Origin of the sequence: Methanosarcina barkeri MS (genome assembly GCF_000970025.1) — an archaeon.
GTDB classification, from domain to species: Archaea; Halobacteriota; Methanosarcinia; order Methanosarcinales; family Methanosarcinaceae; genus Methanosarcina; species Methanosarcina barkeri.
Map to the genome: position 1 here is coordinate 2,685,296 of NZ_CP009528.1, position 24,694 is coordinate 2,709,989.

General features: G+C 41.4%; 28 protein-coding genes and 3 pseudogenes. 13 read left to right on the top strand and 18 right to left on the bottom strand.

The genetic code is table 11. The features are described 5' to 3' along the window. The first annotated feature begins 256 nt into the window (after nt 1–256). The 6 genes and pseudogenes from MSBRM_RS10835 (at nt 257) to MSBRM_RS10855 (ending at nt 5,904) form a co-directional block, all read left to right on the top strand. Nucleotides 257–1,306, top strand: coding sequence for a hypothetical protein (locus MSBRM_RS10835; RefSeq protein WP_230668848.1), 1,050 nt, complete (start codon nt 257–259; stop codon nt 1,304–1,306). Between the two features lie 202 nt (nt 1,307–1,508). Continuing rightward, nucleotides 1,509–1,658, top strand: a pseudogene (locus MSBRM_RS22215) (RNA-guided endonuclease TnpB family protein); the annotation flags it as partial. Nucleotides 1,659–2,011: 353 nt separating this feature from the next. Continuing rightward, complete coding sequence (locus MSBRM_RS10840) at nt 2,012–2,944, top strand: ATP-binding cassette domain-containing protein (RefSeq protein WP_230669166.1); 933 nt, start codon at nt 2,012–2,014, stop codon at nt 2,942–2,944. Beyond that, the gene (locus tag MSBRM_RS10845) at nt 2,944–3,780 is read left to right on the top strand and encodes an ABC transporter permease (protein ID WP_048116971.1); all 837 of its coding nucleotides are present in this window, start codon (nt 2,944–2,946) and stop codon (nt 3,778–3,780) included. Before MSBRM_RS10840 ends, MSBRM_RS10845 begins: the two co-directional genes overlap by 1 nt. A 583-nt stretch (nt 3,781–4,363) precedes the next feature. Next, entirely contained in the window at nt 4,364–5,008 is a 645-nt protein-coding gene (locus MSBRM_RS10850; protein ID WP_048116968.1) for an HD domain-containing protein, read from the top strand. A 179-nt stretch (nt 5,009–5,187) separates the two neighbouring features. Beyond that, nucleotides 5,188–5,904, top strand: coding sequence for a histidine phosphatase family protein (locus MSBRM_RS10855; RefSeq protein WP_048116966.1), 717 nt, complete (start codon nt 5,188–5,190; stop codon nt 5,902–5,904). Nucleotides 5,905–6,091: 187 nt separating this feature from the next. Here MSBRM_RS10855 and MSBRM_RS10860 read toward each other — a convergent pair whose 3' ends face one another. Continuing rightward, nucleotides 6,092–6,715, bottom strand: coding sequence for a SagB/ThcOx family dehydrogenase (locus MSBRM_RS10860; protein ID WP_176722136.1), 624 nt, complete (start codon nt 6,713–6,715; stop codon nt 6,092–6,094). A gap of 352 nt (nt 6,716–7,067) precedes the next feature. Then, nucleotides 7,068–7,463: a metal-sulfur cluster assembly factor gene (locus MSBRM_RS10865; RefSeq protein ID WP_230668850.1), complete on the bottom strand. Its 396-nt coding sequence runs from the start codon at nt 7,461–7,463 to the stop codon at nt 7,068–7,070. Between the two features lie 312 nt (nt 7,464–7,775). Between MSBRM_RS10865 and MSBRM_RS10870 the strand changes: the two genes are divergently transcribed. The 3 genes and pseudogenes from MSBRM_RS10870 to MSBRM_RS19575 all read left to right on the top strand — a co-directional run. Continuing rightward, complete coding sequence (locus tag MSBRM_RS10870) at nt 7,776–8,006, top strand: ferredoxin (protein WP_048116964.1); 231 nt, start codon at nt 7,776–7,778, stop codon at nt 8,004–8,006. A gap of 169 nt (nt 8,007–8,175) precedes the next feature. Next, nucleotides 8,176–8,334 carry a helix-turn-helix domain-containing protein gene (locus tag MSBRM_RS22220; RefSeq protein ID WP_449288731.1) on the top strand — a complete coding sequence of 53 codons (159 nt, stop codon included), beginning with the start codon at nt 8,176–8,178 and terminating at the stop codon, nt 8,332–8,334. After that, nucleotides 8,310–8,713, top strand: a pseudogene (locus MSBRM_RS19575) (zinc ribbon domain-containing protein); the annotation flags it as partial. The gene MSBRM_RS22220 and the pseudogene MSBRM_RS19575, both read left to right, overlap by 25 nt. A 329-nt stretch (nt 8,714–9,042) precedes the next feature. Here the strand turns inward: MSBRM_RS19575 and MSBRM_RS10875 are convergent. Next, nucleotides 9,043–9,816, bottom strand: a complete 774-nt coding sequence (locus MSBRM_RS10875; RefSeq protein ID WP_048116957.1) for a winged helix-turn-helix domain-containing protein — start codon at nt 9,814–9,816, stop codon at nt 9,043–9,045. 327 nt (nt 9,817–10,143) lie between these two features. Here MSBRM_RS10875 and MSBRM_RS10880 point away from each other — a divergent pair, with 327 nt between their 5' ends. Further along, nucleotides 10,144–10,344, top strand: a complete 201-nt coding sequence (locus MSBRM_RS10880; protein ID WP_011307901.1) for a hypothetical protein — start codon at nt 10,144–10,146, stop codon at nt 10,342–10,344. On the opposite strand, the gene MSBRM_RS20425 is transcribed toward MSBRM_RS10880, so the two are convergent. Beyond that, nucleotides 10,332–10,472: a hypothetical protein gene (locus MSBRM_RS20425; RefSeq protein ID WP_155396447.1), complete on the bottom strand. Its 141-nt coding sequence runs from the start codon at nt 10,470–10,472 to the stop codon at nt 10,332–10,334. The two genes, MSBRM_RS10880 and MSBRM_RS20425, sit on opposite strands and share 13 nt — an antisense overlap. Nucleotides 10,473–10,612: 140 nt before the next feature. Here MSBRM_RS20425 and MSBRM_RS10885 point away from each other — a divergent pair, with 140 nt between their 5' ends. Beyond that, nucleotides 10,613–11,050: a CoA-binding protein gene (locus MSBRM_RS10885; protein ID WP_048116951.1), complete on the top strand. Its 438-nt coding sequence runs from the start codon at nt 10,613–10,615 to the stop codon at nt 11,048–11,050. 134 nt (nt 11,051–11,184) lie between these two features. Here MSBRM_RS10885 and MSBRM_RS21365 read toward each other — a convergent pair whose 3' ends face one another. The 9 genes and pseudogenes from MSBRM_RS21365 to MSBRM_RS20430 form a co-directional block, all read right to left on the bottom strand. Beyond that, nucleotides 11,185–11,349, bottom strand: a complete 165-nt coding sequence (locus MSBRM_RS21365) for a hypothetical protein (RefSeq protein ID WP_230629098.1) — start codon at nt 11,347–11,349, stop codon at nt 11,185–11,187. 245 nt (nt 11,350–11,594) lie between these two features. Next, complete coding sequence (locus tag MSBRM_RS21370) at nt 11,595–11,921, bottom strand: hypothetical protein (protein WP_230668852.1); 327 nt, start codon at nt 11,919–11,921, stop codon at nt 11,595–11,597. Between the two features lie 2 nt (nt 11,922–11,923). Beyond that, complete coding sequence (locus MSBRM_RS21375) at nt 11,924–12,076, bottom strand: P-type ATPase (protein WP_329957122.1); 153 nt, start codon at nt 12,074–12,076, stop codon at nt 11,924–11,926. Between the two features lie 2 nt (nt 12,077–12,078). Further along, nucleotides 12,079–12,405, bottom strand: coding sequence for a P-type ATPase (locus MSBRM_RS21380; RefSeq protein WP_230669168.1), 327 nt, complete (start codon nt 12,403–12,405; stop codon nt 12,079–12,081). 96 nt (nt 12,406–12,501) lie between these two features. Next, nucleotides 12,502–12,707 (bottom strand): annotated as a pseudogene (locus MSBRM_RS21925) (cation-transporting P-type ATPase); the annotation flags it as partial. Between the two features lie 78 nt (nt 12,708–12,785). Further along, entirely contained in the window at nt 12,786–13,820 is a 1,035-nt protein-coding gene (locus MSBRM_RS10895) for a polyphosphate kinase 2 family protein (RefSeq protein ID WP_048116948.1), read from the bottom strand. Between the two features lie 884 nt (nt 13,821–14,704). Next, the gene (locus tag MSBRM_RS10900; RefSeq protein ID WP_369815390.1) at nt 14,705–16,066 is read right to left on the bottom strand and encodes a tetratricopeptide repeat protein; all 1,362 of its coding nucleotides are present in this window, start codon (nt 16,064–16,066) and stop codon (nt 14,705–14,707) included. Nucleotides 16,067–16,125: 59 nt separating this feature from the next. Beyond that, nucleotides 16,126–17,118, bottom strand: a complete 993-nt coding sequence (locus MSBRM_RS10905; RefSeq protein WP_048155834.1) for an IS701 family transposase — start codon at nt 17,116–17,118, stop codon at nt 16,126–16,128. Nucleotides 17,119–17,171: 53 nt separating this feature from the next. Beyond that, a complete protein-coding gene (locus MSBRM_RS20430) occupies nt 17,172–17,330 on the bottom strand; it encodes a hypothetical protein (protein ID WP_155400469.1) in 159 nt (52 codons plus the stop codon). Nucleotides 17,331–17,705: 375 nt separating this feature from the next. Here MSBRM_RS20430 and MSBRM_RS20435 point away from each other — a divergent pair, with 375 nt between their 5' ends. Beyond that, nucleotides 17,706–17,876 (top strand): hypothetical protein, encoded by a 171-nt coding sequence (locus tag MSBRM_RS20435; RefSeq protein WP_155396446.1) that lies wholly within the window; start codon nt 17,706–17,708, stop codon nt 17,874–17,876. A gap of 286 nt (nt 17,877–18,162) precedes the next feature. Here the strand turns inward: MSBRM_RS20435 and MSBRM_RS10910 are convergent, their stop codons facing one another. From MSBRM_RS10910 to MSBRM_RS10930, 4 genes are all read right to left on the bottom strand, one after another. After that, entirely contained in the window at nt 18,163–19,257 is a 1,095-nt protein-coding gene (locus MSBRM_RS10910) for a hypothetical protein (RefSeq protein ID WP_048116944.1), read from the bottom strand. 296 nt (nt 19,258–19,553) lie between these two features. After that, nucleotides 19,554–20,237 (bottom strand): DUF72 domain-containing protein, encoded by a 684-nt coding sequence (locus tag MSBRM_RS10915; RefSeq protein ID WP_048155708.1) that lies wholly within the window; start codon nt 20,235–20,237, stop codon nt 19,554–19,556. 690 nt (nt 20,238–20,927) lie between these two features. Further along, complete coding sequence (locus MSBRM_RS10925) at nt 20,928–21,518, bottom strand: M23 family metallopeptidase (protein WP_048155714.1); 591 nt, start codon at nt 21,516–21,518, stop codon at nt 20,928–20,930. Nucleotides 21,519–21,711: 193 nt separating this feature from the next. Continuing rightward, complete coding sequence (locus MSBRM_RS10930; RefSeq protein ID WP_052712846.1) at nt 21,712–22,098, bottom strand: hypothetical protein; 387 nt, start codon at nt 22,096–22,098, stop codon at nt 21,712–21,714. On the opposite strand from MSBRM_RS10930, the gene MSBRM_RS10935 reads away from it, so the two are divergent. Further along, a complete protein-coding gene (locus MSBRM_RS10935; protein ID WP_048116918.1) occupies nt 22,085–22,555 on the top strand; it encodes a hypothetical protein in 471 nt (156 codons plus the stop codon). The genes MSBRM_RS10930 and MSBRM_RS10935 overlap by 14 nt on opposite strands. 150 nt (nt 22,556–22,705) lie before the next feature. On the opposite strand, the gene MSBRM_RS10940 is transcribed toward MSBRM_RS10935, so the two are convergent. Beyond that, entirely contained in the window at nt 22,706–24,157 is a 1,452-nt protein-coding gene (locus tag MSBRM_RS10940) for an NAD(P)/FAD-dependent oxidoreductase (protein ID WP_048116915.1), read from the bottom strand. Between the last annotated feature and the right edge of the window lie 537 nt (nt 24,158–24,694).

Below are 24,694 nucleotides of genomic sequence, written 5' to 3' on the forward strand. Positions count from 1 at the left end.
TGAACAACGTTCACTTGATAAGCAGCAATTGGTACAACTTAGTAATGATGTTTTTGAACAATGTTCACTTAGAAAATTTCATATGCCTGCTAAAAAATGTGTTCAGGACAAACAGACAAGTATCAAACAGGACAATAAAGGCGAAATTCATGATTTCTCGGTTCCGAAGACACATGGAAACTAATATAAATCAACGACCAGATAAGAATCATATGAATCTTGATGAAAACAATAAACTTGTTGAAGTGAGTTCTCATTGTCCGAACTTCTCATGCCGGATACTCCAATGATAAAGGAAATAAAAAGCATTTACGAGAATGAATACGAGTACAGTGAATATCTTAGTGAAATCGAGTTTTCAATTGCCGAATATTACTACAAAGAGAACCGGAAAGTAACGGACAAAGATGTCATAAAAGCATTGAAGAATATAAAGCAGAACCGCGACAAGCCAATTAGTTTTTTTGAAAAAGCCCTTGAAAAGGAAATTGTAAAAAGCCTGGTTGAACCTCTTGAGGAAAGCCCGCTTACCGACCATGAATTTACTCTTGTTCTTGCCTACGTTTTGTGGGTCATTGATAACAGGTCCTGGCTGGAGGGAAAACAGGCCTATGTAAAGTGGGTTACATACGTGCTTGGCTTTTTTTCAGAGGAAGAAGAGAAAAAATACGAAAGGCAGTTCAAAAAATTTGCAAGTAAAATGGGCGTATCTGGAGCTCAGGTTGATATGCTTCTCATGAAAAAAGATGCTGAAGATTTCTTTGACGAGGAAGACCTTTTTGAAGAGGGAGGCTTATTAGAAGTACTGGGGCCAGACGAGATTTTTGGAGTGGACAGTACGGCAGAGAATCTTGAAACGGGTTTCTTTTTAATGGATGACAATGAAAAATTTGATTACCTGCTGGAAAATGGTCCGGATTATGTTGAACTTGTTCAATCCTATCTCCTGGACCTTATGGAAATAGAAAATTTTGAAAAAATCCAGGACTTTTACAAAAAGTTCAATCAAAAATATAAAGATTTTTACCCTTTGTATTTTGTTATGGGGATAGTCTACATTGAAAGAGATCCAGCCCTTGCAAAGTCATATTTTGAAGAAACTCTGAAAGCTGTTGAAAAGCAGGACGAACTTCCAAAAAGTTATAACTATGAACTAAAACAGAATCTCGACTCTCTGATAAAATACCTCATTGAAGAACCCGCTGAAAAACCAGAAGAAAAAGTCCGTTCAAGCAAAAAAGGTAAAAGAAAAGGTGTATCTGCAAAAAAAGCTTCAAATAAGGACGATGAAATCGAATGGATCTAAATGGATCTAATATATTTAGTTTTGAGTCTTGCCCTGTACCGTGAAGTTTCCGAGAAACGATCTACATTTATTGTAAGCTTACCGGCTTTAAACATTTTTTAATTTTATGCTAATCAGGATTCACATTTCTTATTTTCATGCTAATTAGGATTAAATATATTTTTTATTTATATATTAAGGCAGTGAGCCATCATCAAAAACCTGCAATATTTATGACAAACATCCAAATCTTACTGAAAATATAAGGGAATGGCTTTGTCCCGAATGTGATGCCTTGTATAATCGGGACATAAATATCGTAATCAATAACAAGAAATTTACACTTATGAAACATAAATATCGTAATCAATAACAAGAAATTTACACTTATGAAACATAAATATCGTAATCAATAACAAGAAATTTACACTTATGAAACATGAAAAAGAGCTCGTGGACTCGTTGGCGGAAGTAAGGAGAATGAAGCAAGAGAATCTTCACTCTCAAGAACTTGAGCTGTCAAACGAGAGTTTCAGGGCTAGGTAGTTTACCCAGATTCATTAATCAGTTTACTTTCTGTAGAAATTCCGGCAAAATACCTATTTATCAATGAAAGTTTCATTTCCTTTATAGATAGAAGCAGATGGAGTACTGGTTCTGGAAGATAATATCATAGAAGTAAATAACCTTGAATATTTTTTCGGCGAGATAAAAGCCGTCGATAACATCAGTTTTACGGTAAGAAAAGGGGAGATATTTTCTTTTCTCGGGCCAAACGGGGCTGGGAAAAGTACTGTAATTAATATTCTTACCACTCTCCTGCCTATGCAGAAAGGAAGAGTAACTATTGCAGGCTATGATTTGAGAACCGAGCCTGAAAAAGTCAGGGAATCAATAGGGATTGTCTTTCAAGAGTTGACTCTTGATAGGGATATGACTGTTCGTGAGATTCTGGAATACCACGGAAGGCTTTATTCCATGCCAAAAGCTCAAAGGCAGTCGTGTGTTGACAAATTGCTCAGTCTGGTAGAGCTTGAAGCAAAGAGGAATGTCCTGACAAGATATCTGAGCGGTGGAATGAAGCGCAGGCTTGAGATTGCAAGGGGGCTCATGACACGTCCGAGAGTGCTTTTCATGGACGAGCCTACAATCGGGCTTGACCCTCAAACAAGAATAAGAATCTGGGATTACGTAAAGGACATCAACCGGCAGGGCACAACAATTTTCCTGACAACCCATTACATGGACGAAGCCGACCAGCTCAGTGACAGGATAAGCATCATAGATCATGGGGAAATCATTGTCACAGGCAAACCCTGGGAGTTAAAAAATGCACTTGGTGAAGATCTTATATATCTCGAAACAAGTGATAACAGGGAAGCTTCCAGCCTGTTAGAGAAACTTGATACCGTAAAGGGGGTTCGAGGCAAATCAAAAGGAATAATTGCTATGGTCAATGTGGACGGTACCTACCTGCTGCCTGAGATCATGGATAAACTTCGGAACGGGGGAATTAAGATCAGGGCCGTAAACCTTAAAAAGCCATCAATGGATGACGTTTTTGTCCATTATACCGGAAGGGAGCTAAGGGATACAGGGAGAGGGCCAAGTACAGGGACCGAAAAAACAATTGTGGCAAACCAGGAAGGCGTTAAGTGATGCATAAAGGCTTTCTTACTATATACTGGCGTGACATGTTGAGGTTTGTCCGGTTCCGAACTCTCCTGTTTACTTCCCTTGTCCAGCCTGCACTCTGGTTAGCTTTTTTCGGAGTAGCAATGTCAAACAACTTTGAAAGGCTTACTGCAACAATGCAAGTTATTCCCGGGGTGAGGGCTGTGGGATACCTGACATTCATAGGTGCAGGCGTAATTGCCATGACCACGCTTTTTACAAGTCTTTTTGGAGGAACAGTGCTGCTGTTTGACAAAAACTGGGGGCTTATGCGTGAGACCCTTTCAAGTCCTCTGCCAAGAATTCATATAATCATAGGGATAGGACTTTCTGCCATGACAAAATCCTTTATCCAGGCCACTGTGATCATGGTTTTTGGGCTTTTACTGGGAGTCCAGTTTTTTGAAGGATACACAGCAATACAGGTTCTGGTTTCACTCTTTGGGATCATGCTTTTCATAGGGGCGTTTTCTCTCGGGTTTCTTTTTCTTTCGGCTGCAATAGCAATAACAATGGAAAGCCCGGAAGGAATGCAGGCTGTAATAACCCTGCTTACCATGCCTTTCTTTTTCACGAGCAATGCACTTTACCCTGCAAATTCCTTTCCTCCCGTGCTCCGGGCTCTGTCAACAGTCAATCCGCTCACACACCTTGTCAGCGGGATCAGGTATTTTGCAATAGGGAGCGAATTCTCGTCAATTGGACTCCTCTATACCTACACTCAGGGAGAGGTTATTGTCTCCTTCCTGGCTCTCCTGGCTTTTGCGGGGATAATGTTTCTTATTGCAAGGTGGAGGTTTACCAGGGTTACAGTTACATAATTTCAATCTGGCTTATATACAGACATAATTTCAATCTGGCTTATATACAGTTACATAATTTCAATCTGGCTCATATACAGTTACATAATTTCAATCATTCCAGACACTTGACAATAGAATCTGGGAAATGTTATGGAGATGAGCTAAAAGAAGACATCCAAATAAATTCAAAAATTGGATTATCAACAAACGTTGGGACGGAATTCGCCAGTTAATTACATGTTTTCAATCCTTGTCACGGAGGAAGAAACCCTCCTCCAATCTTGTGCACAACGCCATGAGCGTACCGATTCACGGAAAACCAGTAGAAACGACTACAAGCCCCTAACTATCCTTACCAAATATGGAAAACTTAAATTGTTAAATCCTCAGTTCCGTGAATTTCCTTTTTAACGAAGAGTGGATCACAGGAAATAAGTATTTAATAATGGAGCAGTAATCAAAAAAGAAGAGTAAAGGGTATAGAGTAAAATATACAGAAGATTAGGCACACTGCCGTTTATACAGTGAAAATGGGTAGAAAATAAATATAAATCAATATAATTATAATATTAATGAAAGACAAATAAGAAAGGGATCCAGTGTGAGTTCAGATAACGAATCTTCAGAAGCTGGTCAGTCCGCAGAGAGAGTATTTCCCGAGCCATTGTCTCTGAAGGACCTTTACCACATATATGGAATTGAACGTAGCCATGCCGATAATGTGGCCAGGAACGCTCTTGAGTTATTTGACATTCTTAATTCTATACATGGACTGGACTCCGAAATGCGGAACCTGGTAGAAACAGCTGCTCTTACTCACGATATAGGAGTAGCAGTAGATTTTGAAAATCATCACAAAGCAGGAAGGAACATTTTATTCATTCACCCGCCTTTAGAGGTGCCTGAAAGATTCAGGCCTGTTGTTGCCTGGACTGCTTTCCTGCATAAAAAGAGTGTAGATAAAGAGAAAGTTAAGAAACTTAAAGGAAAGGACTTCGGGAAAATGCCCGAGGATCTTCAGGAGCTTACCCTGAAAGTGGCTGCTCTTATCCGGCTTGCTGATGCCCTTGATTACAGCAGAATGGAAAGCAGACTCGGAAAAGTCACCTTCGGGAAGCGGAGTATCAGGCTCGAGATCGAGGGGCAGGGAGCTGGGATTGACGCAGAAAGAATGGCAAAGAAAGGTGATCTATGGCACCTTCTCTACAATACCCGGCTTGAGTTCAGACCTGTACCGAAGAAGTAATAAACCATAGTGCTTACTGGTTTCTGACTATACTTACTGGCTTCTAGCCATACTTACTGGCTTCTAGCCATACTTACTGGCTTCTAGCCATACTTACTGGCTTCTAGCCATACTTACTGGCTTCTAGCCATACTTACTGGCTCCTGGCTATAGAAACTGATTATATGGAGTATCGTTTTATGGGTCATCTTATACTTGTCAGGCATGGAGAACCTGGATTAAAGCCCGAAGAAAGGCTTGCCGGCTGGGTGGATATTTCTCTCAGCAGGAAAGGGATCGAAGAGGCTCTTCAATGTGCAGCAGAGCTTGAAAAGTTCGAACTGGACCTTGCTTTTGCCTCAAACCTTGTGCGGACGCAGGAAACACTTTTCTTAATATTGTCCGGACAGAAGAAAACAGGGGTTGTTGTCCATGAGAGTACAGGGAATGAAGGAAATCCAGGGAAAACGGACTGGTACTCGTATCCTGAAAAACTCGGTAAAAAACTTATCCCGATTTATTTCACGCCTTATTTAAACGAGCGTTACTACGGTAAGCTCCAGGGCAGGAAAAAACAGAAAATGGAAGAAAAATACGGAGCCGAAAAACTTGCCTCCTGGAGGTGGAACTTTCAGCCAGGTCCACCTGACGGAGAAAGTCTTAAAGTCGTGTACGAACGTGCAGTGCCTTATTTCAAGGAGAAAATCCTGCCTGCTGTAAAGGCAGGAAAAAATGTGCTGGTTTGTGCTCACCAGGGCAGTCTGAGAGCTCTGGTCAAATATATAGAAGGGATTTCCGATGAGGATATCAAGAAAGTCAGGTTTTCCACAGGCGAACTTACGATATATCAGTATTCAGAAGGCAAGCTAACCCGGGAAAACACTGAGATGAACCCTGAGACTAAAAGGAACCTCTGAGATTTCTGAATCTCTGTATTAAACCCTTTCTTGATTCCTTTATTGTTTTCTTTTTTAAATCCCATTATCTCTTAAGTTTCTTCTTTTCATTCGGGTTTTCAATTTTGAATTTTGGACTTTTTGCAAGTACATTGGTAGCATAAGAGGCTTTCTTAGAGAAACATAGAAATATGATATTGCAAAGAACTCAAATATAACCCAGAGGCAGAATATAAAGAGGATCTTCGTTTGCTGGCAGTTTCAGCACTTTTCTTACCTCTTCGTCCTCAAAAGCTCCTACTGTACAGGTTCCTATCCCGAGCTCCACTCCAAGTAGACATATGTTCTGTGCAGTGTGCCCTGCTTCCATATAGGCATAACGAAGACCTCGACTACCGTATTTGCCTGTTATCCTCGGATAAACCGCGGAGATTACAAATGAAACGGGAGCACTCCGGATCATGGGCTGGGAAAGAGCAGCTTTTGAAAGCCTCTCCCTCATATCACCTGCAATTTCTCGGACAAGCGTATGGCCTTCAGAAATGTACCTGTAAATTCCAGGTTCAAGCTTTCCATCTTCTCCGGCAACTACATGAATTTCAAGAGGGTAAAGCGCACCCGCAGAGGGTGCGGTCCTTAAACCTTCCTTAGAACTTACACCCTGAGCAGCCCAGAGCAAGCGAGAAATAACGGACTCGGAGAGTTCCTTGTCTTTATATCTTCTTACGGACCTCCGCTTTGCAATGAGTTCTTCGATATGGCTTCTATCCGCAGCTTCTGGCTCAGGCAGTTTGACTTTCATTGGCAGGTCTGTAAGACCTTGATTTCCCATATTTATTTCCCCCATACTTCTGGTACAATATTTTTATTCCTTGATTATTCCTTCCCACTTTCCGCAAATGTCTGATAAATTTCACTATTTTTCCCGATATCGTTTTTTCAATATCTCTATTTATTATTTTCAATTGTATTTCTTCGTTTACTCATTCATTTAAACATTATATGTTCAGTAAAGGTTTTCCTTCTTGTTTTTTGGTAGCAACAATTGAGATCCCAGACAATCTCAATACTAAATTTTGGAAATTTCTCCAAAAACGATAGCAAGAAAATTATTCATTTAAGAGGACATCTACGGAAAGACAGTTCCTTGATTATTCCTTGATTATTCCTTGATTATTCCTTGATTATTTTGTAATCCGCTTCATTGCCTCTTCCGAAATTCTGTCAGGAGTCCACGGTGGGTCCCAAACAAGCTCTATTTTTGCTTCTTTTACTCCTTCTATTGCCTCAACCTTTCGCTTCACATTCTCTATAATAAGCTCTCCCATAGGACAGCCAGGCATAGTTAGAGTCATTTTGATATGGACCAAATCTCCTTCTACTTCTACCCCATAAACAAGTCCAAGGTCAATAATGTTTATCGGAATTTCAGGATCATAGCATGTCTTTAGAACTTCGATAACTTCTTCTTTCGTAACGATGGTACCCTCTCCCTTAAGGTATGGATCTAGAGCAATTTTATGCTTTCCATTTAATAAAAAGGTGGATAGAATTAAATAAATTTCCCAGAACCTCAACATAGGCTATTCTTCGGTTTTGAAAAGCATGTCCCAGCAGTGAAATTATTAAAAAAAAACTACACGAATAGTTACCAAACAAGCCTAGTTACCAAACAAGCTAGTTACCAAACAAGCTAGTTACCAAACAAGCTAGTTACCAAACAAGCTAGTTACCAAACAAGCTTTTTTTCTAGATACACTAAGATGTACAGGACTGCATAAGCTTATCAAGGAACTTAATTCACTGAGAAAGTCATTTTCGAACGTTAAATTATATATAAAAATCCTCTTAATTACTCTTATTGTAAAATAAACACAATGGGGGAGTGAAGTATAGCCGATAGTTCAGATAAAGTTGTTGAAAATATTCCAGGACCTTATTATTGTGACTATAACTGTATAGCCTGTAATCTCTGTGTGGATACTGCACCTGAAAACTTCAAGATGAATGACGACGAATCCAATGCCTATGTATATAAGCAGCCTGAAAATGATGAAGAAAAAGAACTTTGTGAAGAAGCGTTAGAAGCCTGCCCGGTTAGCGCAATAGGAAATGACGGCTAAAGTGATGGTTGAAATAATTTATTTGATTCAACTCATAAGGTGAGAAGTCCCCTTCCTAGACAATTTCTGGCGAAAGCCGGAAAGTGGCAGATGGGGTTGAAAGCCGTCAACTTTATAAAATAACCTTTAACAAAAAACCATTTATTTCTTTAAAACATGTAATATGAGGATGTTAAAAGCCTACAAGTATCGAATTTACCCTACTAAAGGCCAGAAAAAACTTATAAAAGTTCATTTTGGAGCCTGTAGATTTGTCTATAATTGGGCTTTAGAACAGAAAATAAAAACTAAATCAATCTCAAGCACAGGCGGTTTGAAGGCACTCTGAAAACAGCAACCATTTCAAGATCCTACACTAGAAAAGATTATATCAGTATTCTTGTGGAAGATGGAAAAGAACTTCCTGTAAAGCAGGAATTCTCAGAATCTACTACAGTGGGAATAGAGTAGGTATTTCAGCGTGGAGTAGCTTCATAATAAAGTTAGAATACAAAGCAGATTGGTTCGGTAAAACTATCCTGAGAATAGGACATTTTGAACCCTCATCTAAACTTTGTAGTGTTTGCGGATATTATAATTCAGATTTGACATTAAAGGATAGAGAGTGGGAATGTCCTGATTGTAAAACAAAACATGATAGGGACATTAATGCTGCAATCAATATCAAAAAATTTTCACTTTATAATCAAAATTTTATAGTTATCTGACACCTGCGGAACGCGGGGAAGGGTTTGGGGACTTGTTCTCAAAAGATAAAGGAATGAACCAAGAAGCTTCTCCTTCGAAATTGAGCCGAAAGGCAAAGAATTCAGGGAGGGGCAGTTCACGCCAATTTTACTGGCTTTTTATCATTTTATTGGTTATTGTTGTCTTTATACCGTTTTCTTATTGTTTTTTCCTGCTATTGCTTTTTTATTGGTTTACATTTTCCCCGCAATTGTTTTTTCACTAATACTGCTTTTGTTGTTGTTCATTCTCAATTTCAGAATAGATTTTTGTTGTTATTCATTCTCAATTTCAGAATAGATTTTTGTTGTTATTCATTCTCAATTTCAGAATAGATTTTGGAAAGCCCTTGCAGGGTGGAGTAACCTTTCCTGGTAATAATATAGTCTCCCCGTTCATTTCGCTGTAAAATCATTCCTGTTTCAAGGAGTTTCTGAAGATGAAAAAGCAGATTTCCGCCGCGTAGGCCTGTAAGTTTGGAAAGTTCGGAAAACGTCTTGCTTTCCCCTGAAAGCGCTTTGAGCATTAGTAGACGCTGTCGGTTTGCTATCGGCTCGCAGACTTCAGTGACCAGCTTTTCAGGCTCAATTTCGCTGATGTCGATTTTTTTGTCCTCTTCACCTTTTTCCTCATAAATCTGGAGCGAGCGCATAAGTTTGACCTGCTTTTCAAAAAGATTCGTAGCTTCCGAAAAACACTTGCTGCAATTTGAGTTTTTAGATTCCTTTTTTAATTCTTCCAGCCTGTCCCTGTACAGCTTTATGGTTTCAGCTTCGATCCTGCCTCTTCCAACAAGCCCTGCGGTTTCATGCAAGAGCTCACGAAAAGCCTTTTCACAAAAATCCCGCATCCCGCAGTCTGTTGTCATCCGGGTATGCATTATCTCGCTTGCGTCCTCACAGAGATAGTCTACCATGGGCTTCATGAAGCTCTTTCTCATCTCCCCAATCATTTCTTCAATATGCTGCTGGTTTGCTTTCTGCAAAAACCGTGAGAACTCGTTCCGCAAGGATGTTACTTCTTCCTTAATTGAGTGAAGTTCCTCCCGGTAATAAGTCTCGGAATTTTCGTTAGCCATCTCCATTTTTTATTTACCTCGGAAACTTTTTAAAACTTTATTTTATAGGAAATTAAAATTATTTTAGTTAAAGTTTGTTGTAATCAGGACAACAATTAACGTAACTAGGAATACTGGTAATTAAAGGCTTCATTAAAGGTTATTAAGACTGAAACTGAAGGATTTATTGATCGTGAAGGGTTTATTGACCGTGCTTATTTAAAGCTGATAATTAAAGGGATTATCAAAGTTTGTTAATTTAAGGTCATTTTTCTATACAATCAATACCATGTACATAATTATAACGCTTAAGTATATAAATATATACAACATTCCTGATCTCGGTGATAAATCATGGAATTACAGGATATAAACAACTTCGTACAGACTGCAAATGAAGACCAGCTCAAAGCCTTCGGTTTTCTGGGGCAATGGATGGCAGAAAACGCTCCTAAGTACTGTAACTGCCCTTCAAAGTGTTCTCAGAACTGTGAACTCGCAAAGGCACTCGGCGGAGCACTTCAGGCAGCAGGACAGAAGCTTCAGGGGCAGTAAGCAGGATAAACAAGAAAAATAAGCAGAATCCTATCCGGATCTGCTGCCCTTTTTATATTTTTAGTTTTTTCGGTCTTTTCAGTCTTTTGTACTTCTTTATACCACTCATATGTTATCCAGCCTGACATTTAAGAAACTCCACATTTAAGAAACTCTACATTTCAGAAACTCTTTCTGTGCTGGCCGGAAGCTGGCTGAAAACTGCATTGTGTTTTTTATATGAAACAGAAGATATACTTAATTTAGAATCTAATCGGGGGAACTCAAGATGGAACCAACGACATCCGAAAGGGAAAACTTCTGGAACGCAAAAACCTATGCATTCATCACTGACCATACAAAACCTGCAATGAAGTGGGCTATATCCGAACTTAAAAACCGGGGCAAAGATGTCTATATCATCGACCTTTCAGACAAGCCGGAATCCGGTTCTTTAAGAACAGTCTCCGAACTTCCAGCCGGCCTTGACCGCGCCGTACTGGGCGTCACAATAACCGACCCTGGAAACTTTATTCCTGCCCTGAAGGAGAAAGGCATCACTAAAATCTGGCTTCACTGGAGAACAGAAACCGAAAAAGCTATGGACACATGCAAGGCAGAAGGTCTCGAATGCATGACCGAACATTGCCCGATGATGTACCTCGGAAACGGATTCAGTATACATGGGATACACAGGGCGATTGCGAAGATGATGGGAAAGTATTGAAAGACGGATTTTACCCGGAACCTTGATTGTTCACATTTTTTAAACCCGCTTCGGCCATGCGGTCGTTTTCCTGGAACGCCAGGTTGCGATTCTCCTTGGTGATAGGATAATTCTCACCACCTGGCAGGCCAGTACTAACCGGCACGCGCGATCGGCACATCCGGCGCTCCCTTGACGAAACAGCGCGCCACCGACTTGCCCTGCTCGTTCTTCATGTTGTGGAACGTAGCCATGAACTTGTAATCGGAGTCGAAAGGCACTTCGGCCACGCGCGGGTACATCTGACGAGCGTCTTCCACGCTGACCCCCCTTCTCGGCCAGCACGATCAGCGCGCCTTCGGTAGGGTCGCCGATCAATGCTTCACCGTCTAGGCGAGCATCGGAGCATAGTGCCATCGGCAGTAGGAAAGGATCAAGATCTATCCTAGTACCGCCTGTACTCAGTAACTGTCCTTGTGTACTGTAAGCAGGAGTACCCTTTTTCCATGGCTGTCCTGCGGCGACGCCGCTTGTATGCTCTAATATTCCCTGCGTACTGTAGCCTTCACCTGAGATCCTGTAGCGATTCTGGCCGGGTATGCTGAACTCTCGCACTGTCATCTTGTTGAGCGTCAACGTGCCGGTTTTGTCGGAGCAAATAGCTGAGACCGAGCCGAGTGTTTCCACCGACGGTAGCCGCTTGACAATGGCGTTCTGAGCCGTCCGTACCCATGGAATACATGATGGTAACTACAGCTAGCAGGCCGGTAGGGATGGCTGAGACCGCCAGCGCTACGCCGGCGATGAAGATTGCGTCTAGTGCCTGTCCGCTGCGCAGTCCCAGAATAACCATCAGGATGAAGGCAAGGCCCGCCAAAGCCGCAATAATCATCGTTAGTCGATCGAGCTGCTTTTGTAAGGGTGTTTTTTTGCCGCCTCGGTTTTGTTTAGCAAGTCCGCGATATTCCCCATCTCTGTGCCCATACCGGTGGTGGTGACGATCATCTCTCCATGTCCGCGAGTGACCGAAGTATTCATGAACGCCATGTTCACGCGGTCGCCCAGGGAAACCTCGGAACTGTAATGGTAGCGGTGTCCTTCAGAGTGGCGACGCTCTCGCCGGTGAGGGCGGCTTCCTCAATCTCTATCGTGGCCGCCACGAACAGACGGCCATCGGCAGAAACAACATTGCCAGCCTCCATCAACACAATGTCGCCGGGCACCAGTCCTTCGGCCTCGATTTCTTTTACCTCGCCTTCCCGACGCACACGGACAACGTTCTTCATTGTCCCGGCCAATGCCGCCAGGCTGGCTTCGGCCTTTGACTCCACACGCAGACCCAGAACCGCGTTAAAGACGGTCAGGCTCACCAGCACCAACGTGGTTACCCATTTTCCAGTGAAAAGTTGATTGACAGCCGCAGCCACCAGCAGAATGATCTGTATGAGGTCACGATACTGGCGCAGAAAGGCCTGCCATCCCGGCTCTTTTTCTTATCCGCCAGTTTGTTCGGACCATACTGCTGAAAGTGCTGTTGCAACTCCGTCGTACTCAAGCCCCTGACCGGATCGACCTGGAGCTGGCTGGCGACTTCTGCCGGCGTAATCGCATACCATTTTACATCTGACATCTTTTGGACTGAACCCTGTGATGTGGTTTGATCAGGTTGATGTGACATGTTTCCTCTCCTTTAGTTCAAAAAGTGAGGGGACTTTGATGCTTTCTGGTGCGAGTAACCCGGCTTTCCGACGTGACCTTACCTTTTCTTCTTGCCTTTTTTCTTGCCTTCCTTTTTTCCCCTCTTTTTAACTTCGTCCTCGGTGACCGCACTGCTCGCAGCCGTAACTTCATGATCGGCAGCTGCCTTCTCTTCAGCCTTTAAGACGGCTTTATCTTTCACGCCACCGTCCTCTCTTTCGAGTTCCTCCGTAGCCACAAGTAAAGCTTGTTTCTGCTCCTCGCTGACGGTAGGATAATCCAGGTTGAGGTTCTTCATCGTGTTGTAGAGAACGGCTCCCACGGCCAGCCGCGTGAACCATTTGTGATCGGCAGGCACAATGTACCAGGGCGCCCACTCAGTACTTGTATGGTTGAACATGTCTTCGTAGGCGGCGATATAATCGTCCCAAAATGCGCGCTCTTTTATGTCGGCTGCGGAGAATTTCCAGTTCTTTTCCGGCATCAGTGTCCGCTCCAGGAAACGCTCCTTCTGAACATCCTTGGACACGTACAGGAAGAACTTGACGACAATGATGCCGTTGTTAACCAGATACTTCTCGAAGTTGTTGATCTCCTCGAAGCGTCGACTCCATATATGCTCGTCTTTCAGATCAGGGGGTAGTTGCTGGTTGGCGAGAAACTCAGGATGTACGCGCACGACCAGGACTTCTTCATAGTAGGAACGGTTGAAAATCCCGATGCGGCCGCGAGAGGGCAGGGCCTTGAAGTTGCGCCATAAATAATCGTGGTCCAGTTCCTCGCTGGAAGGTACCTTGAAACTGTGGACATCAACGCCCTGCGGGTTGACTCCTGACATGACGTGCTTGATAGTGCCGTCTTTGCCGGCTGCATCGAGGGCCTGAAGGATTATGAGCACAGCGTACTGGTTCTGGGCCCAGAGCTTGTCTTGCATCTCAGACAGTATCTGGATGCCTTCGGCCAGGGTCTTTTCGGCCTCTTCTTTCTTCATCCATTTGCCGGTAAATCCGGGGTCATAGTCCTTCTTCAGGTCGATTTTCTTGTCGGGCGGGACCATCAGGACGTCCAGCAATTCTTCTATTATGTTTGCCATAGTTTGATTCCTTGTATTATTCTTTGTATTGAATATTCAAGGTCTGTCAAACTTTTTAAAGTAATCTGGATGTGTTTGAGCAATAGCTCATGACACCGGCTGTGCCAGTGATTATTGTGATAGTCGAACTTCACAGCCACTTCCTTGAATTCCCTTCGATCCAGCCCGGTTCACCGCCAATATTGCCCGCGTGATAAACGGGGCAATACGTGTACAAAGCCTGAAAGCCTGCAGAGGGTTCTTGCCTGTACTATCCTTTACTCAATTGGTAATCTTACCTCGAACCCTTGCTTGCGATACGAATAAAGAGAAAACTCAAACCCCCATCTCGTGGAAGCTGCTCAGTTATTTGTTTTATTAGTAAAATTTGTCAAGGTCATATAATTATAACCAAAAATTGAATTTTAATTCCATATTTGTTTTTATACCCCCGAATTCCATACTTACAATATATACAAATAAATATATATAATTACTTATTGTGTTTCTAACTATAGCTATGTATAGTATACTATGAGTTGATTTTTGCGCATTAATAGTTAGAAAAAGGTGGACAGAGATTCGAATCTATCCCCTGGCAATAAACTCGTGGGATACGGATAATAAGAAAAACGCAATGATACTGTAAAATACCCACAGTACCCCTCTTTTCGGAAAACCTGAACCAAAAGAAAGCAAATAATACCTTTAAATCAAAAAAAAGGAATTCTTTCAAATAGGTGGGTATCAAATTAAATTAGAGATTTTTTTAAAGCTAATTTGAGACCCTCTTATTCTGACTCTAAAAAATTGAGACTTATAAATCGAGATAAAATGATTTAAATCGGAAAAAATAATTTAAATCGGAATCAAATAATTAAAATAGAGATAAAATGAGTAAGTTCTTATTTCCGCCAGCTTCTCTCCATTTTCTCATACAGGCCAATTAAATTATTCCGTGTGATCTTGAAATATGGGTGGTCGGGCCCGTATTCCTTTTCGATAATATCGAGGGCTTTTTCGTAGAGGTTTATTGCGGTTTCGTATTCACCCATGCTTTCGTGGAGGCCTGCAAGGTTATTCAGGGTTGTGCCTACATCGGGATGTATAGGGCCGAGAGTTGTTTCATAGATCTTGAGGGCGCGGGTGTAGAGAGGAAGGGCTTTTTTGTGCTGGCCAAGGATCCTGTAGAGTTCGCCCATGTTATTCAGGGTCTTGGCAACATCAGGGTCGTCAGGACCAAGGACACGTTCCCGGATTTCGAGCGCTCTTGTATAGAGCTCCAGGGCTTTTTCATAGCGGCTTTTCTGGACGTATACGCCTGCCAGGTTGTTCAGAGTCGTAGCAAAGCCCGTATGTTCGATTTTTCCGAATTTTTCCATAATTTCCAGGGACCGTGTATAAAGAATCATGGCTTTCTCATACCTTGTGGTCTGGAAATAGAGCAGGGCAAGATTGTTTAGAGTCTGAGCCACCTGCGGGTGTTCAGGGCCGTAAACCTTTTCCTGAAGCTCTAAAGCCTGCCCGTACCTGTCCTCAGCTTCGTCAAGTTTGCCCATTTCCGAGAGCAGAACACCCAGGTTGTTCAGGGTTCCGGCTCTGTATCCCATAACCACACGGTTGTCAGACTCCTGGTCCTGAAGCTGTTCCAGAAGTTTGAGAGCCAGCCTGAAGCATTCTTCAGCCTTCTCGGGTTTTTCCAGCCCCTTATAGAAAAAGGCCGTCCTGTTCAGTGTTCTTACAGCGCCTAGATTTTTCGGGCTCAGAAATTTTTTCTGGATCTCAAGTGCCCGGGTATAAAATGAAAGAGCTTCTTTGCGCCGGTCCATAAGAGTATAAAGAATTCCAAGCTCACCGAGCGTATTCCCGGTTTCAGGCCTGGGCTGATCTGGGAGATTTTCACGAATTTTTAAGGCTCTTGAAAAAAGCTTCAGAGCTTCGTCATAATTTCCCATATAGCGGTAGATCCCTGCAAGTCCGTTCAGTACAGAAGCGGTTTCCGGACTTTCAGGCCCAGGCTTTTTTTCCACAATACCAAGCAGTTCTTCATAGAGGGAAAGGAGCACTTTCCAGGATACGGATCTATAAAAGGGCTCGGCTTTAACTGTGAACCAGCTTACCAGCTCCTCTGGTTCAAAAGTCTCTTTTGCATGTATAAAAGCTTCCTTTAGAGCAATCTCATCTTCAGGGGTGATAAGCTCCGGATCAAGATCTTTCAGACGCTGTTCGTACCTTTCAAGCAGATTTCTGTGATTTTTTGTTTTTATTAGGAGTTACGCAGTTGGCTCCTAGCATATTGTTTTTTCCAAACTTTCAAATATTTGAATTAATTTAACGTGTATTGGGGATTCCTTAAGTATTCTGTCACTGCCACTCTTCTAATTTTCATAGCACTTTCAAACCAGGATATTCCACTTTTGATTCTTTGTAATTCCAGTCTAAGAAAAGCTCTTAATGAGAACATTATATGTGCTCTTTGTGATTCTTCCTTTCTTGCCTGACATTTTTCGACACCACAGAACTGTTTTATTCCCCTATGATATTCCTCAATTTTCCATGACTTCTTTGCCAAATCTTCACGTTTTGCTTCATCCATCTCTTGCACATCTGTAACCCAGTGTTGCGTGTCTCCATTTTTTGAAACTATCCTAAACACCTTTACAAATCCATATGCTTTGAGGTGAACCACACGTCCTTTTGGAGGAATATCTACTGTTTCAAGTGGCACATTTCCCTTGTTGTCAGGATTTACCAAACGATTATTTTTCAATCTTGTAAGGAAATGCCACTCTTTCTGTCTAATGGCTTTAAGGTTTTTCACACTTGCATACCATGTATCAAATAAAACGAATTTGGGATTAAAACCACGTTCTTCGGCCTTGTCAAGCATATCACGGAAATGGTCATTCTTTGTTTTGTCGTCTACATCGATGTTATAAATTCGAAAATCGATAGGTATAACGGTTGTACCGTCAGTCCAAACTAAGGTAACCAGGCCTATTCCCTTTACAGTACGATGATGTTTTCCACTCCACATACGACGAACAAAAGCAATTTCTTCTGCGTATGGTTTATCTAATGTTGAATCATCAACAATTAGGTATCCTCCCTTAAGCTTGACATAACTTTTTACTTCCTCCCATAGTGCTTCCGTGTCTGGAGGTTGCCTTTGAAGGCAACGAGTAAAAGCATCATGAGAAGGAGCATTAGCTATGTCTGGATAACATCTAGCAGCTTCAGTACAGCTAAAAACGTTAGAAGCCGCAATGAGAAAATTAATGTAGTCAATGTCGGTACACTTAGGTGGATTTATGTCCATAACTCCGTACGTTTTTAGAGAAACACTAAGCCATAAGTATATTTATAAAGATATCAAGTTTTCGGCATTTTAACTGCGTAAGTCCTATTTATTTCTATTTCTTTTCCTGTTTCCTTTTCCATTTCTTTCTCTGGATTTTTATCTTTAGCTTTGATAGAGGTACTTTCATCAGAAATATCTTCTTTTCCTGAGTCTTTCTTGAAATCAGTCATATTTCACCCCTCCGTAACGAAAAGCAGTCCAATAAACATGTTTATCTGAAAATATAAACATCTTTCTGGAAATTTAATTATGGCAATTGTAAATATTTTGAAATGCTCCTATATTAAATAAGCTTGCTCAGCAGCATATTTTATTAGAGTTGCCCTAATTCACATATGCATTAAAATTCGTAACAGATAACGAACAATAAAACAATATCTTGACAGGTTAGGCTGGTCTATCTGGAATTTTAGTCTATCTGGAATTTTAGTCTATCTGGAATTTTAGTCTATCTGGAATTTTAGTCTATCTGGAATTTTAGTCTATCTGGAATTTTAGTCTATCTGGAATTTTAGTCTATCTGAAATTTTAGTTTATCTGGAATTTTGATCTATCGGGATTTTAGTCTATCAGGAATTCATGTTCTATCAGGAATTCCGGTTATCGTATGTGCCAAATATGACCTTGAATATAACCTGACTTCAGAAGAAACGGATGCTGTTTCGGACCACTATCCAGTTTATGCGGAATTTGTTTTCGATTCCACGGAGGCCTGACAGGATCAATTGAATCGGATACTGAGAATTACTTTTTATCTCTACGGCTCTCTGTCACCTTAAGCTAAGAAAACGGCATGCTCCTCTCAGCACAGTATCAACTCCCTGGTGCAGTTTAAACTCACAGAACTCAGGCTTGAAATGGAGTATTCGAAAAAGAAAAATCAGACTGCATTGAAAATAAAAAGCCGAAACATCCGGAAAATAATAACGTCAAAAGTCCGGAAAATAAAAAGTTAAAGTATCTGGAAAGGAAAATAACGCAGGACTGGCTGAGTTTTTTCTTTTACCAGACAGTGTTGTTTTTCAGAGTTGCTAGAATGTTTGTGAACTCGTTACTGAACCTGCAATTGCCAAAGTCTGGAGAATTCAGAATGTTCTTCTTTATTTCCTGCAGTCCGATCAGGAGAGTTATATCGTCGCTGTATTCAAATCCTCCATCGGATGCCGTGATGTTTTCGGTAAGGACGTCAAGAAGCCTCGGGTCAAGGTCATTTGTAATGTATGTGTCCAGAATCAGAAGATCCGAAATTCTCTTGTAGAAGTCGATGAGCTCCTGGTAACCTGATATCGCGTAGGTTTTTGCCATCTGTTTTTGCCTGTTCAGGTAAATCAGGTAACGGGAGATTGTGCTTATAACATTCTCGATACCCTCTTTTTTAGGGAACGCGATTGGGAACCTTTTCAGCATTTGTGAATTAAGTTTGACTCTGCTCTGTACCTCTTTGCGTCTCCAGACCTCAGGAAAAGCCTTTGCTATTGAAGAGTTGAGTACGGCCGTAACATAAAGATAGAGTGTGGGATCTCCGAGAACGACACCTACTCCATTCGCAAAAACATGCTTTCCGGTCGGATCATATGAGGCATGAAGGCGAGAGTTGCTGGTAATGATGATTTTAGGTGTGTTTATATACCGCAGGAAACTTTCATTTTCGAAACGGTAATCAGCCGAAATGAGTTCCTGTGTTTTGGCCTCAGATGGCTGTTTGATTTCCATTAGCTGTTTATAAGCTACAGGAAACTTTGCTTTCAGTTCTTCGGGCTGGAATATCCTGTATTCTTTCCTTATGTTATTGTCAAGGATTTCATAAGGCACCATAAACTGGTATTGAGTTGACTGAACCGCAAATTCATTCGGAACGGAATCATCTACATAAGGGTACATTAGTTCTTTTTCCATACCTGCCTGTTCTATACCCACATTTATGTGGGAGTCTTTGCAGACGCAGGATGCATCTATGCAGTTCTCGCTTGAAAGGCCAGCTTTTTGTAAAAAATCATTTGTAGGGGGTACACCTTCAAAAACTTCTATTGAAATGTCTTCCAGGGTTCTAGGGATTTTGCTCAGCCTTTCTACAATATAGTCCTTACTCCAGAACATATATTTCACTTCTTTTTTATATATATAGGGAATTCTGGGTAAATGGTTTCTTTGTTGTGGGTTGGGTTCTCAAAAATTCGTTTTTGATTTTGAGGCACCTGATTGTTAACTCCTCAGAATCTCCATATTAAACTTTGAATATACCTCTTAATATAATAATTTATTCATAATAAAGGTTAACAAATGAAACCGAACTTTTTAAGTTAACATGAAAAAGTGAGAACTAACGCCATTGATTGATATCCGTTCTTTCAGGAAAAGGCAGTTTTTTCAATATAAAGGTGATTATTCCAGGTTTACAAACCTGAAAAAACTCTCAATGCCTTTCTTGCATTATCCAGCATATTATGGTCGTTGTTGAAATAAATGTAGGTCTTCTCAGGCTCGAATTCATAAATTTCCCTGATAGTTTCGCTAATTTCCGCCTGAGAATAATCGTAACTGTACCAGCCTTCTCTTCCGTGCATTCTCATATACACGTTTTTTCCGGGGAAGATGCGATTTTTGTAGTCAGGTGAGTCAACGGACACAAGGGTCACTTTCCTCATTAGCTCTTCACACGCCTCATCATTTCCCAGCAGGGCTTTATTCCTTATCTCCAGGGCAAACCGTTTCCCAAGTTTTGCGGCTTCTGCAAACCTGAGTGTCCTTTCGAGATCATCAAACTTTGGAGGCACCTGAAATAAGTAAAAATCAATGAGATGGTCCATGGGTCGGAAAAGCTCAAGGAAATTTTTCAGAGTTTCCAGGGAACTTTCACTGAGTTGTCGCCAGTGGGTTATAGACCTGTGCACCTTTATGCTCCATCGGAGTTCAGTCCCCTTCCTGTTCCAGCCTTCAATCTGCTCAGGCGAGGGAAACCTGTAATAACTGGCATTAAGTTCAACACTGTTCAGCCCGGAATTCTGGACAAACCAATCAAGGTTCTTCTTTTTGTTCCAATCATAATACCAGCCGCTTGTACCCACAAATGCCTCCATAAAATTCCCTTTTATAGATCGGTCTGATAGCAGATCTATTTTTAGCTTATTCCTGCTTATAAGCGAAAAAGCTGGTGAGCGAAAAACTGCTGCCGGATTGCAGAAACTTAAGAGAAAAAAATTGGTGCAAGATTGCAGGCACTTGAGCACGAATTTGCCTATAATACTATTTTTACTGAGTCATCAGGTAATTAAAGCAAGTTTTTATCATATAACATAAAACATGTTCAATACACCATGGCATGTGCAGGTAGTAGCAACGAAAAAATCCCTGTCCTCAAGGTTTTCAAATCTTTTTTCACTTCTGTTTATATTCCATACTTTCCATAAGGCACCAACCAGAGAAGTTAAGACGGCAGTAAGCTGTGAGTTTTTCTTATTTTCTTGCGTGAAGATTAATCTTGGCTACAGATACACAAGTAAAATTCCAGTACAATTACAGTATAATTGGTATAATTACAGCTTTAATCTTGGTTACAGATACACAAGTAAAGTTACAGTACAATTACAGTATAATTGGTATAATTACAGCTTTAATCTTGGTTACAGATACACAAGTAAAGTTACAGTACAATTACAGTATAATTGGTATAATTACAGCTTTAATCTTGGTTACAGATACACAAGTAAAGTTACAGTACAATTACAGTATAATTGGTATAATTACAGATATTATAAATATTACAGATATCACAGATCTAATTGTTCAAGGTATCCGGTAGGATCAATCAGGTTTTCAGGCATTTCTTCGGCAAACCAGTTACCTCCAAGATAATTTTTGTGAACGGTAATTGGTTTACTCCTCCAGACTTCAAAATGGAGCATACTTGGATTTTTGTGTTTCAGATTCTGGATGTAAAGCGGGCAGGAACCATCGATTTTTTTGGAGTTAAGAACCATTCCAACGTGTCCTATCAAGTTTCCTGCTTCTATTTTGTCTCCTTTTCTTACGGTAAAGTCTGCAAGTTCCCCGTATTTGCAGAACAGCCCACTGCTCTGTTCGATAATCACGTAATAAGTCGGATTCCAGTAAGGCAATATTTCAGGCGAAGTCATCAGACCGGTTTCTGTGACAATTCCTCCTTCAATCGAAACTACCTCTGTATTTTCAGGAGCATACAGATCAACCCCACAGTGATATCGGTCACCCCTGTTTTCCCAGAAAGAGCCGGCTTCTCCTTTTTGTGGAACATGTACCTTTTTGAGGTTTGTGTTCTCAATGTCTACTTTTTCCGTCGCTGCGTTTTCTTGAGCCTTTATGTTTAGAGGCCAGATTCTCATGGAGTTTCAGTGTACATGAAAAGTATAAAAGCCTTTTTTACTTTGAGATTGATGCTTCTGCGAGTGAAAAATTAAGAAAGCTCTATTGACTATTGAGACTATGGGATTCAAAGAAGAAATTTTGAGTTTTGAGACTGGCTCAACACCAATAAAAAGCAAGTTGACCATCAGATATTTTAAAGTTATAAAAAAACTATAAGAGTTTTATGAGAAAATCAGCAGTTGTGGGAATCCTACTTATTATCCTGCTCAGTGCGTCCCTATTCTCGACCGGATGTTCAGACTCATCGACAGAAACTACACCCAACTCTTCTCCAACTACATCTAACTCCCCTCCAACTACATCTAACTCCCCTCCAACTACATCCAATTCCTCTCCAGCTACATCTAACTCCTCTTCAACTACATCGAATTTCTCTTCAACTACATCAAATTCCTCTTCAACTACATCAAATTCCTCTTCAACTACATCGAATTCCTCTTCAACTACATCAAATTCCTCTTCAACTACATCGAATTTCTCTTCAACTACACCTCTCTCTTCTGCAATACCTCTGTCTGTTGCAATGGCTACAGACAAGACGCAGTATGTTCGCGGCGAAATAGTCAAGCTAAAAGTAACAAATAACCTAGATACTCCTATCTGGTACATAGGCTACTCTCAGCGCGACCTGGTCTTCTGGGAGCTTGAAAGGGCTCAAAGCGAGGGTTGGCAGAGCATGGATTTCCGTCTGCCAGCTATTGAGGGGGATAGAGAAGCTTGCCGAATAATACTCTATGAGCAACCTGTTGGTGTTGTAACGGAGCTGAAACCACACTCTGATCTTCTTTATGAGTGGAACCAGAAGATATGTCCATTCAAAACAGTTACCGAGCCATTTGGACCTGAGACGATTGAGAGGGGCAAATACAGGTTTGCATTCCGCTACAGTTTGGTCACAGTGAAATCAGAAGACGTCGAGGCTGAACCTTGGAAAAGACCAATTGACCTGGGCGAAACAAAGGTAGTTTACTCCAATGAATTTGTCTTGGAGTAAATGGCATAGTTAAAGTTAGAGTCTTAAAGTTAGAGTCTTAAAGTTAGAGTCCTAAGTTAGAGTCTTAAAGTTAGAGTCTCAAAGTTAGAGTCTCAAAGTTAGAGTCTCAAAGTTAGAGTCTCAAAGTTAGTCTCAAAGTTATAAAATGAATTATGTTTCTGCCTTTGCACCTTCCTCTTCTTTGATCATTTTCATTATTCCTTCAGCCGCCAAAATACCGGTAGCTGCGGCGTTGACTATGTCCCTTGAGAGCCCTGCTCCGTCTCCGGCTGCAAAGAGGTTTTTGATGCTGGTTTCCATTTGCCTGTCAACTTCAAGGTGCATTGCGTAGAACTTGACTTCAGGGGCGTACAGCAGGGTCGAATCTGAGGTAACGCCTGGAATAATCTCATTTAAGGTCTCAAGGCCTTCGATTATATCCATAACTATCCTGTGGGGGAGAGCCATTGAAATATCGCCTGGAGTTACGTCTTTGAGTGTATTTACAACAAGGTTTTTTGCAAGGCGTTCTTTTGTGGAGCGTCGGCCCCTTCTCAGGTCGCCCATGCGCTGCAGAACTGGCTTTCCTCCACCTATCGTGGTTGCAAGTTTCGCGATCGAACGGGCGTATTTTGTGGTGTTTTCAATTGGTTCGGTAAGCTCGACTCGGACAAGAAAAGCAAAATTAGTGTTTTCGGACTCCTGGTTTGCCAGAGAGTGGCCGTTAGTTGCAATAAAGCCCTCATACTCTTCTTTTACGACATATCCACGCATATTCGTACAGAAAGTCCTAACAAAATCGTCATAACGGCGGCTCTGGATATGGAACTTTGGGTCGCGGTTGATTTTCGTCACAGGATCCATAACGATTGCAGGAACTTCAACCCTTACTCCTATGTCAATCCCGCCGTATCTGGCTTCGATTCCGTGCCTCTCAATCATATCTGAGACCCAGCTGCAGCCCCGCCTTCCAGGTGATAAAAGCACATAACTGGCCCGGAGTTTTCGTCCGTCAGAAAGTATAATGCCCCTGCAGGTCTCTTCCTCAATCAGCAAATCTTTTACCTCGGTTTCAAGCAGGAAATCCACATCTTTGTCAACAAGGTTTCCTTTAAATCGTCCTATTACTGCAGGAGCATTATCTGAGCCTATATGCCGCTGCTTTATCTCAATAAAACGAGCTCCTACTGAAGCCGCTCTGCGTTTAAGCTCTTCTATTTCAGGGCTTTCGGTCAGCAAAGCTCCCTGTGGAGCCCCAAATTTCAAAAAAACCTTATCCACGCTTTCTACGAGCTGCCAGGCTTTGGTCTGGTCACCTGTCAGGTCTGCCAGGTCTCCTCCAACATCAGGCCGCAGGTTTAAGGTTCCATCCGAAAAAGTTCCGCAGCCCCCAACCCCGCACATAATATCGCAGGGTATGCAGTGCATACAGTACGTCTGGGCGTTCATGGGACAGAAGCGTTCATCTATGTCCCTGCCCATATCCACAATAAGAATTTTCAACGGCTTTACCTCCGCAAGCTCGTAAGCCGCGAACATTCCGGCAGGCCCTGCCCCTACGATTATTACATCGTAGTCTGAATTTTTCTCCTCTCTCTCAGACAGCTTATTTTCATTCTCCATGTTTAGCACCCTTTATTATTTCTGTAAGCACTGGAATAATCAGAAATTTCCAGTTTCAGAAATTTCCAACCTCAAAATTTCAACCTTGAGATTTCCAGTTTAAACGTTTACAATTTTGAAAAATTGAAATCCCTGAAAATTACGAAAAAAAATTAAAACAAAACCTGTTAAGAGTCCCCTCTTTAAACCTAAACTCTCAAACAAAAACATTAAGTGGCTTATAAATTGTCTTTTATGCTTATTTTGTACTGAAAAGTCAATCTTATATCTGCGGCAGAGATGATTTTTTCAAGCAATTCCCCCACTTAAACCATTCTTCCCGTAAAGCAATTTTCCCCTATTATAATCAGGTATGGAACTGTCCGTATAAAAAACTTCCATCAAGCTTGAAATATAACATAAAAAGCGATGTATTCAACTTTATAACTGTCTGATCAAATTGTTGTGCATTTTTCGAGTTGGAAAATTCTCCATTGAATTTGAAGAGGATACGAAAAATTATACTTCACGGTTGACGTGAAAAGAAAATATGACAAG

Excerpts from the sequence above, each read along its gene's own strand:
- MSBRM_RS10940 (WP_048116915.1), bottom strand. The coding sequence starts at position 24,157 with ATGGAGAATGAAAATAAGCTGTCTGAGAGAGAGGAGAAAAATTCAGAC.
- MSBRM_RS10880 (WP_011307901.1), top strand. The coding sequence starts at position 10,144 with ATGGAATTACAGGATATAAACAACTTCGTACAGACTGCAAATGAAGAC.
- MSBRM_RS10855 (WP_048116966.1), top strand. The coding sequence starts at position 5,188 with ATGGGTCATCTTATACTTGTCAGGCATGGAGAACCTGGATTAAAGCCC.
- MSBRM_RS10845 (WP_048116971.1), top strand. The coding sequence starts at position 2,944 with ATGCATAAAGGCTTTCTTACTATATACTGGCGTGACATGTTGAGGTTT.
- MSBRM_RS10910 (WP_048116944.1), bottom strand. The coding sequence starts at position 19,257 with ATGTTCTGGAGTAAGGACTATATTGTAGAAAGGCTGAGCAAAATCCCT.
- MSBRM_RS22220 (WP_449288731.1), top strand. The coding sequence starts at position 8,176 with ATGTTAAAAGCCTACAAGTATCGAATTTACCCTACTAAAGGCCAGAAA.
- MSBRM_RS10865 (WP_230668850.1), bottom strand. The coding sequence starts at position 7,463 with ATGTTGAGGTTCTGGGAAATTTATTTAATTCTATCCACCTTTTTATTA.
- MSBRM_RS10895 (WP_048116948.1), bottom strand. The coding sequence starts at position 13,820 with ATGGCAAACATAATAGAAGAATTGCTGGACGTCCTGATGGTCCCGCCC.
- MSBRM_RS20430 (WP_155400469.1), bottom strand. The coding sequence starts at position 17,330 with ATGACTGATTTCAAGAAAGACTCAGGAAAAGAAGATATTTCTGATGAA.
- MSBRM_RS10860 (WP_176722136.1), bottom strand. The coding sequence starts at position 6,715 with ATGGGAAATCAAGGTCTTACAGACCTGCCAATGAAAGTCAAACTGCCT.
- MSBRM_RS10935 (WP_048116918.1), top strand. The coding sequence starts at position 22,085 with ATGGCTACAGACAAGACGCAGTATGTTCGCGGCGAAATAGTCAAGCTA.
- MSBRM_RS10885 (WP_048116951.1), top strand. The coding sequence starts at position 10,613 with ATGGAACCAACGACATCCGAAAGGGAAAACTTCTGGAACGCAAAAACC.
- MSBRM_RS21370 (WP_230668852.1), bottom strand. The coding sequence starts at position 11,921 with ATGATTATTGCGGCTTTGGCGGGCCTTGCCTTCATCCTGATGGTTATT.
- MSBRM_RS21375 (WP_329957122.1), bottom strand. The coding sequence starts at position 12,076 with ATGGCGTTCATGAATACTTCGGTCACTCGCGGACATGGAGAGATGATC.
- MSBRM_RS10915 (WP_048155708.1), bottom strand. The coding sequence starts at position 20,237 with ATGGAGGCATTTGTGGGTACAAGCGGCTGGTATTATGATTGGAACAAA.
- MSBRM_RS10905 (WP_048155834.1), bottom strand. The coding sequence starts at position 17,118 with ATGGACATAAATCCACCTAAGTGTACCGACATTGACTACATTAATTTT.
- MSBRM_RS20425 (WP_155396447.1), bottom strand. The coding sequence starts at position 10,472 with ATGTCAGGCTGGATAACATATGAGTGGTATAAAGAAGTACAAAAGACT.
- MSBRM_RS10925 (WP_048155714.1), bottom strand. The coding sequence starts at position 21,518 with ATGAGAATCTGGCCTCTAAACATAAAGGCTCAAGAAAACGCAGCGACG.
- MSBRM_RS10875 (WP_048116957.1), bottom strand. The coding sequence starts at position 9,816 with ATGGAGATGGCTAACGAAAATTCCGAGACTTATTACCGGGAGGAACTT.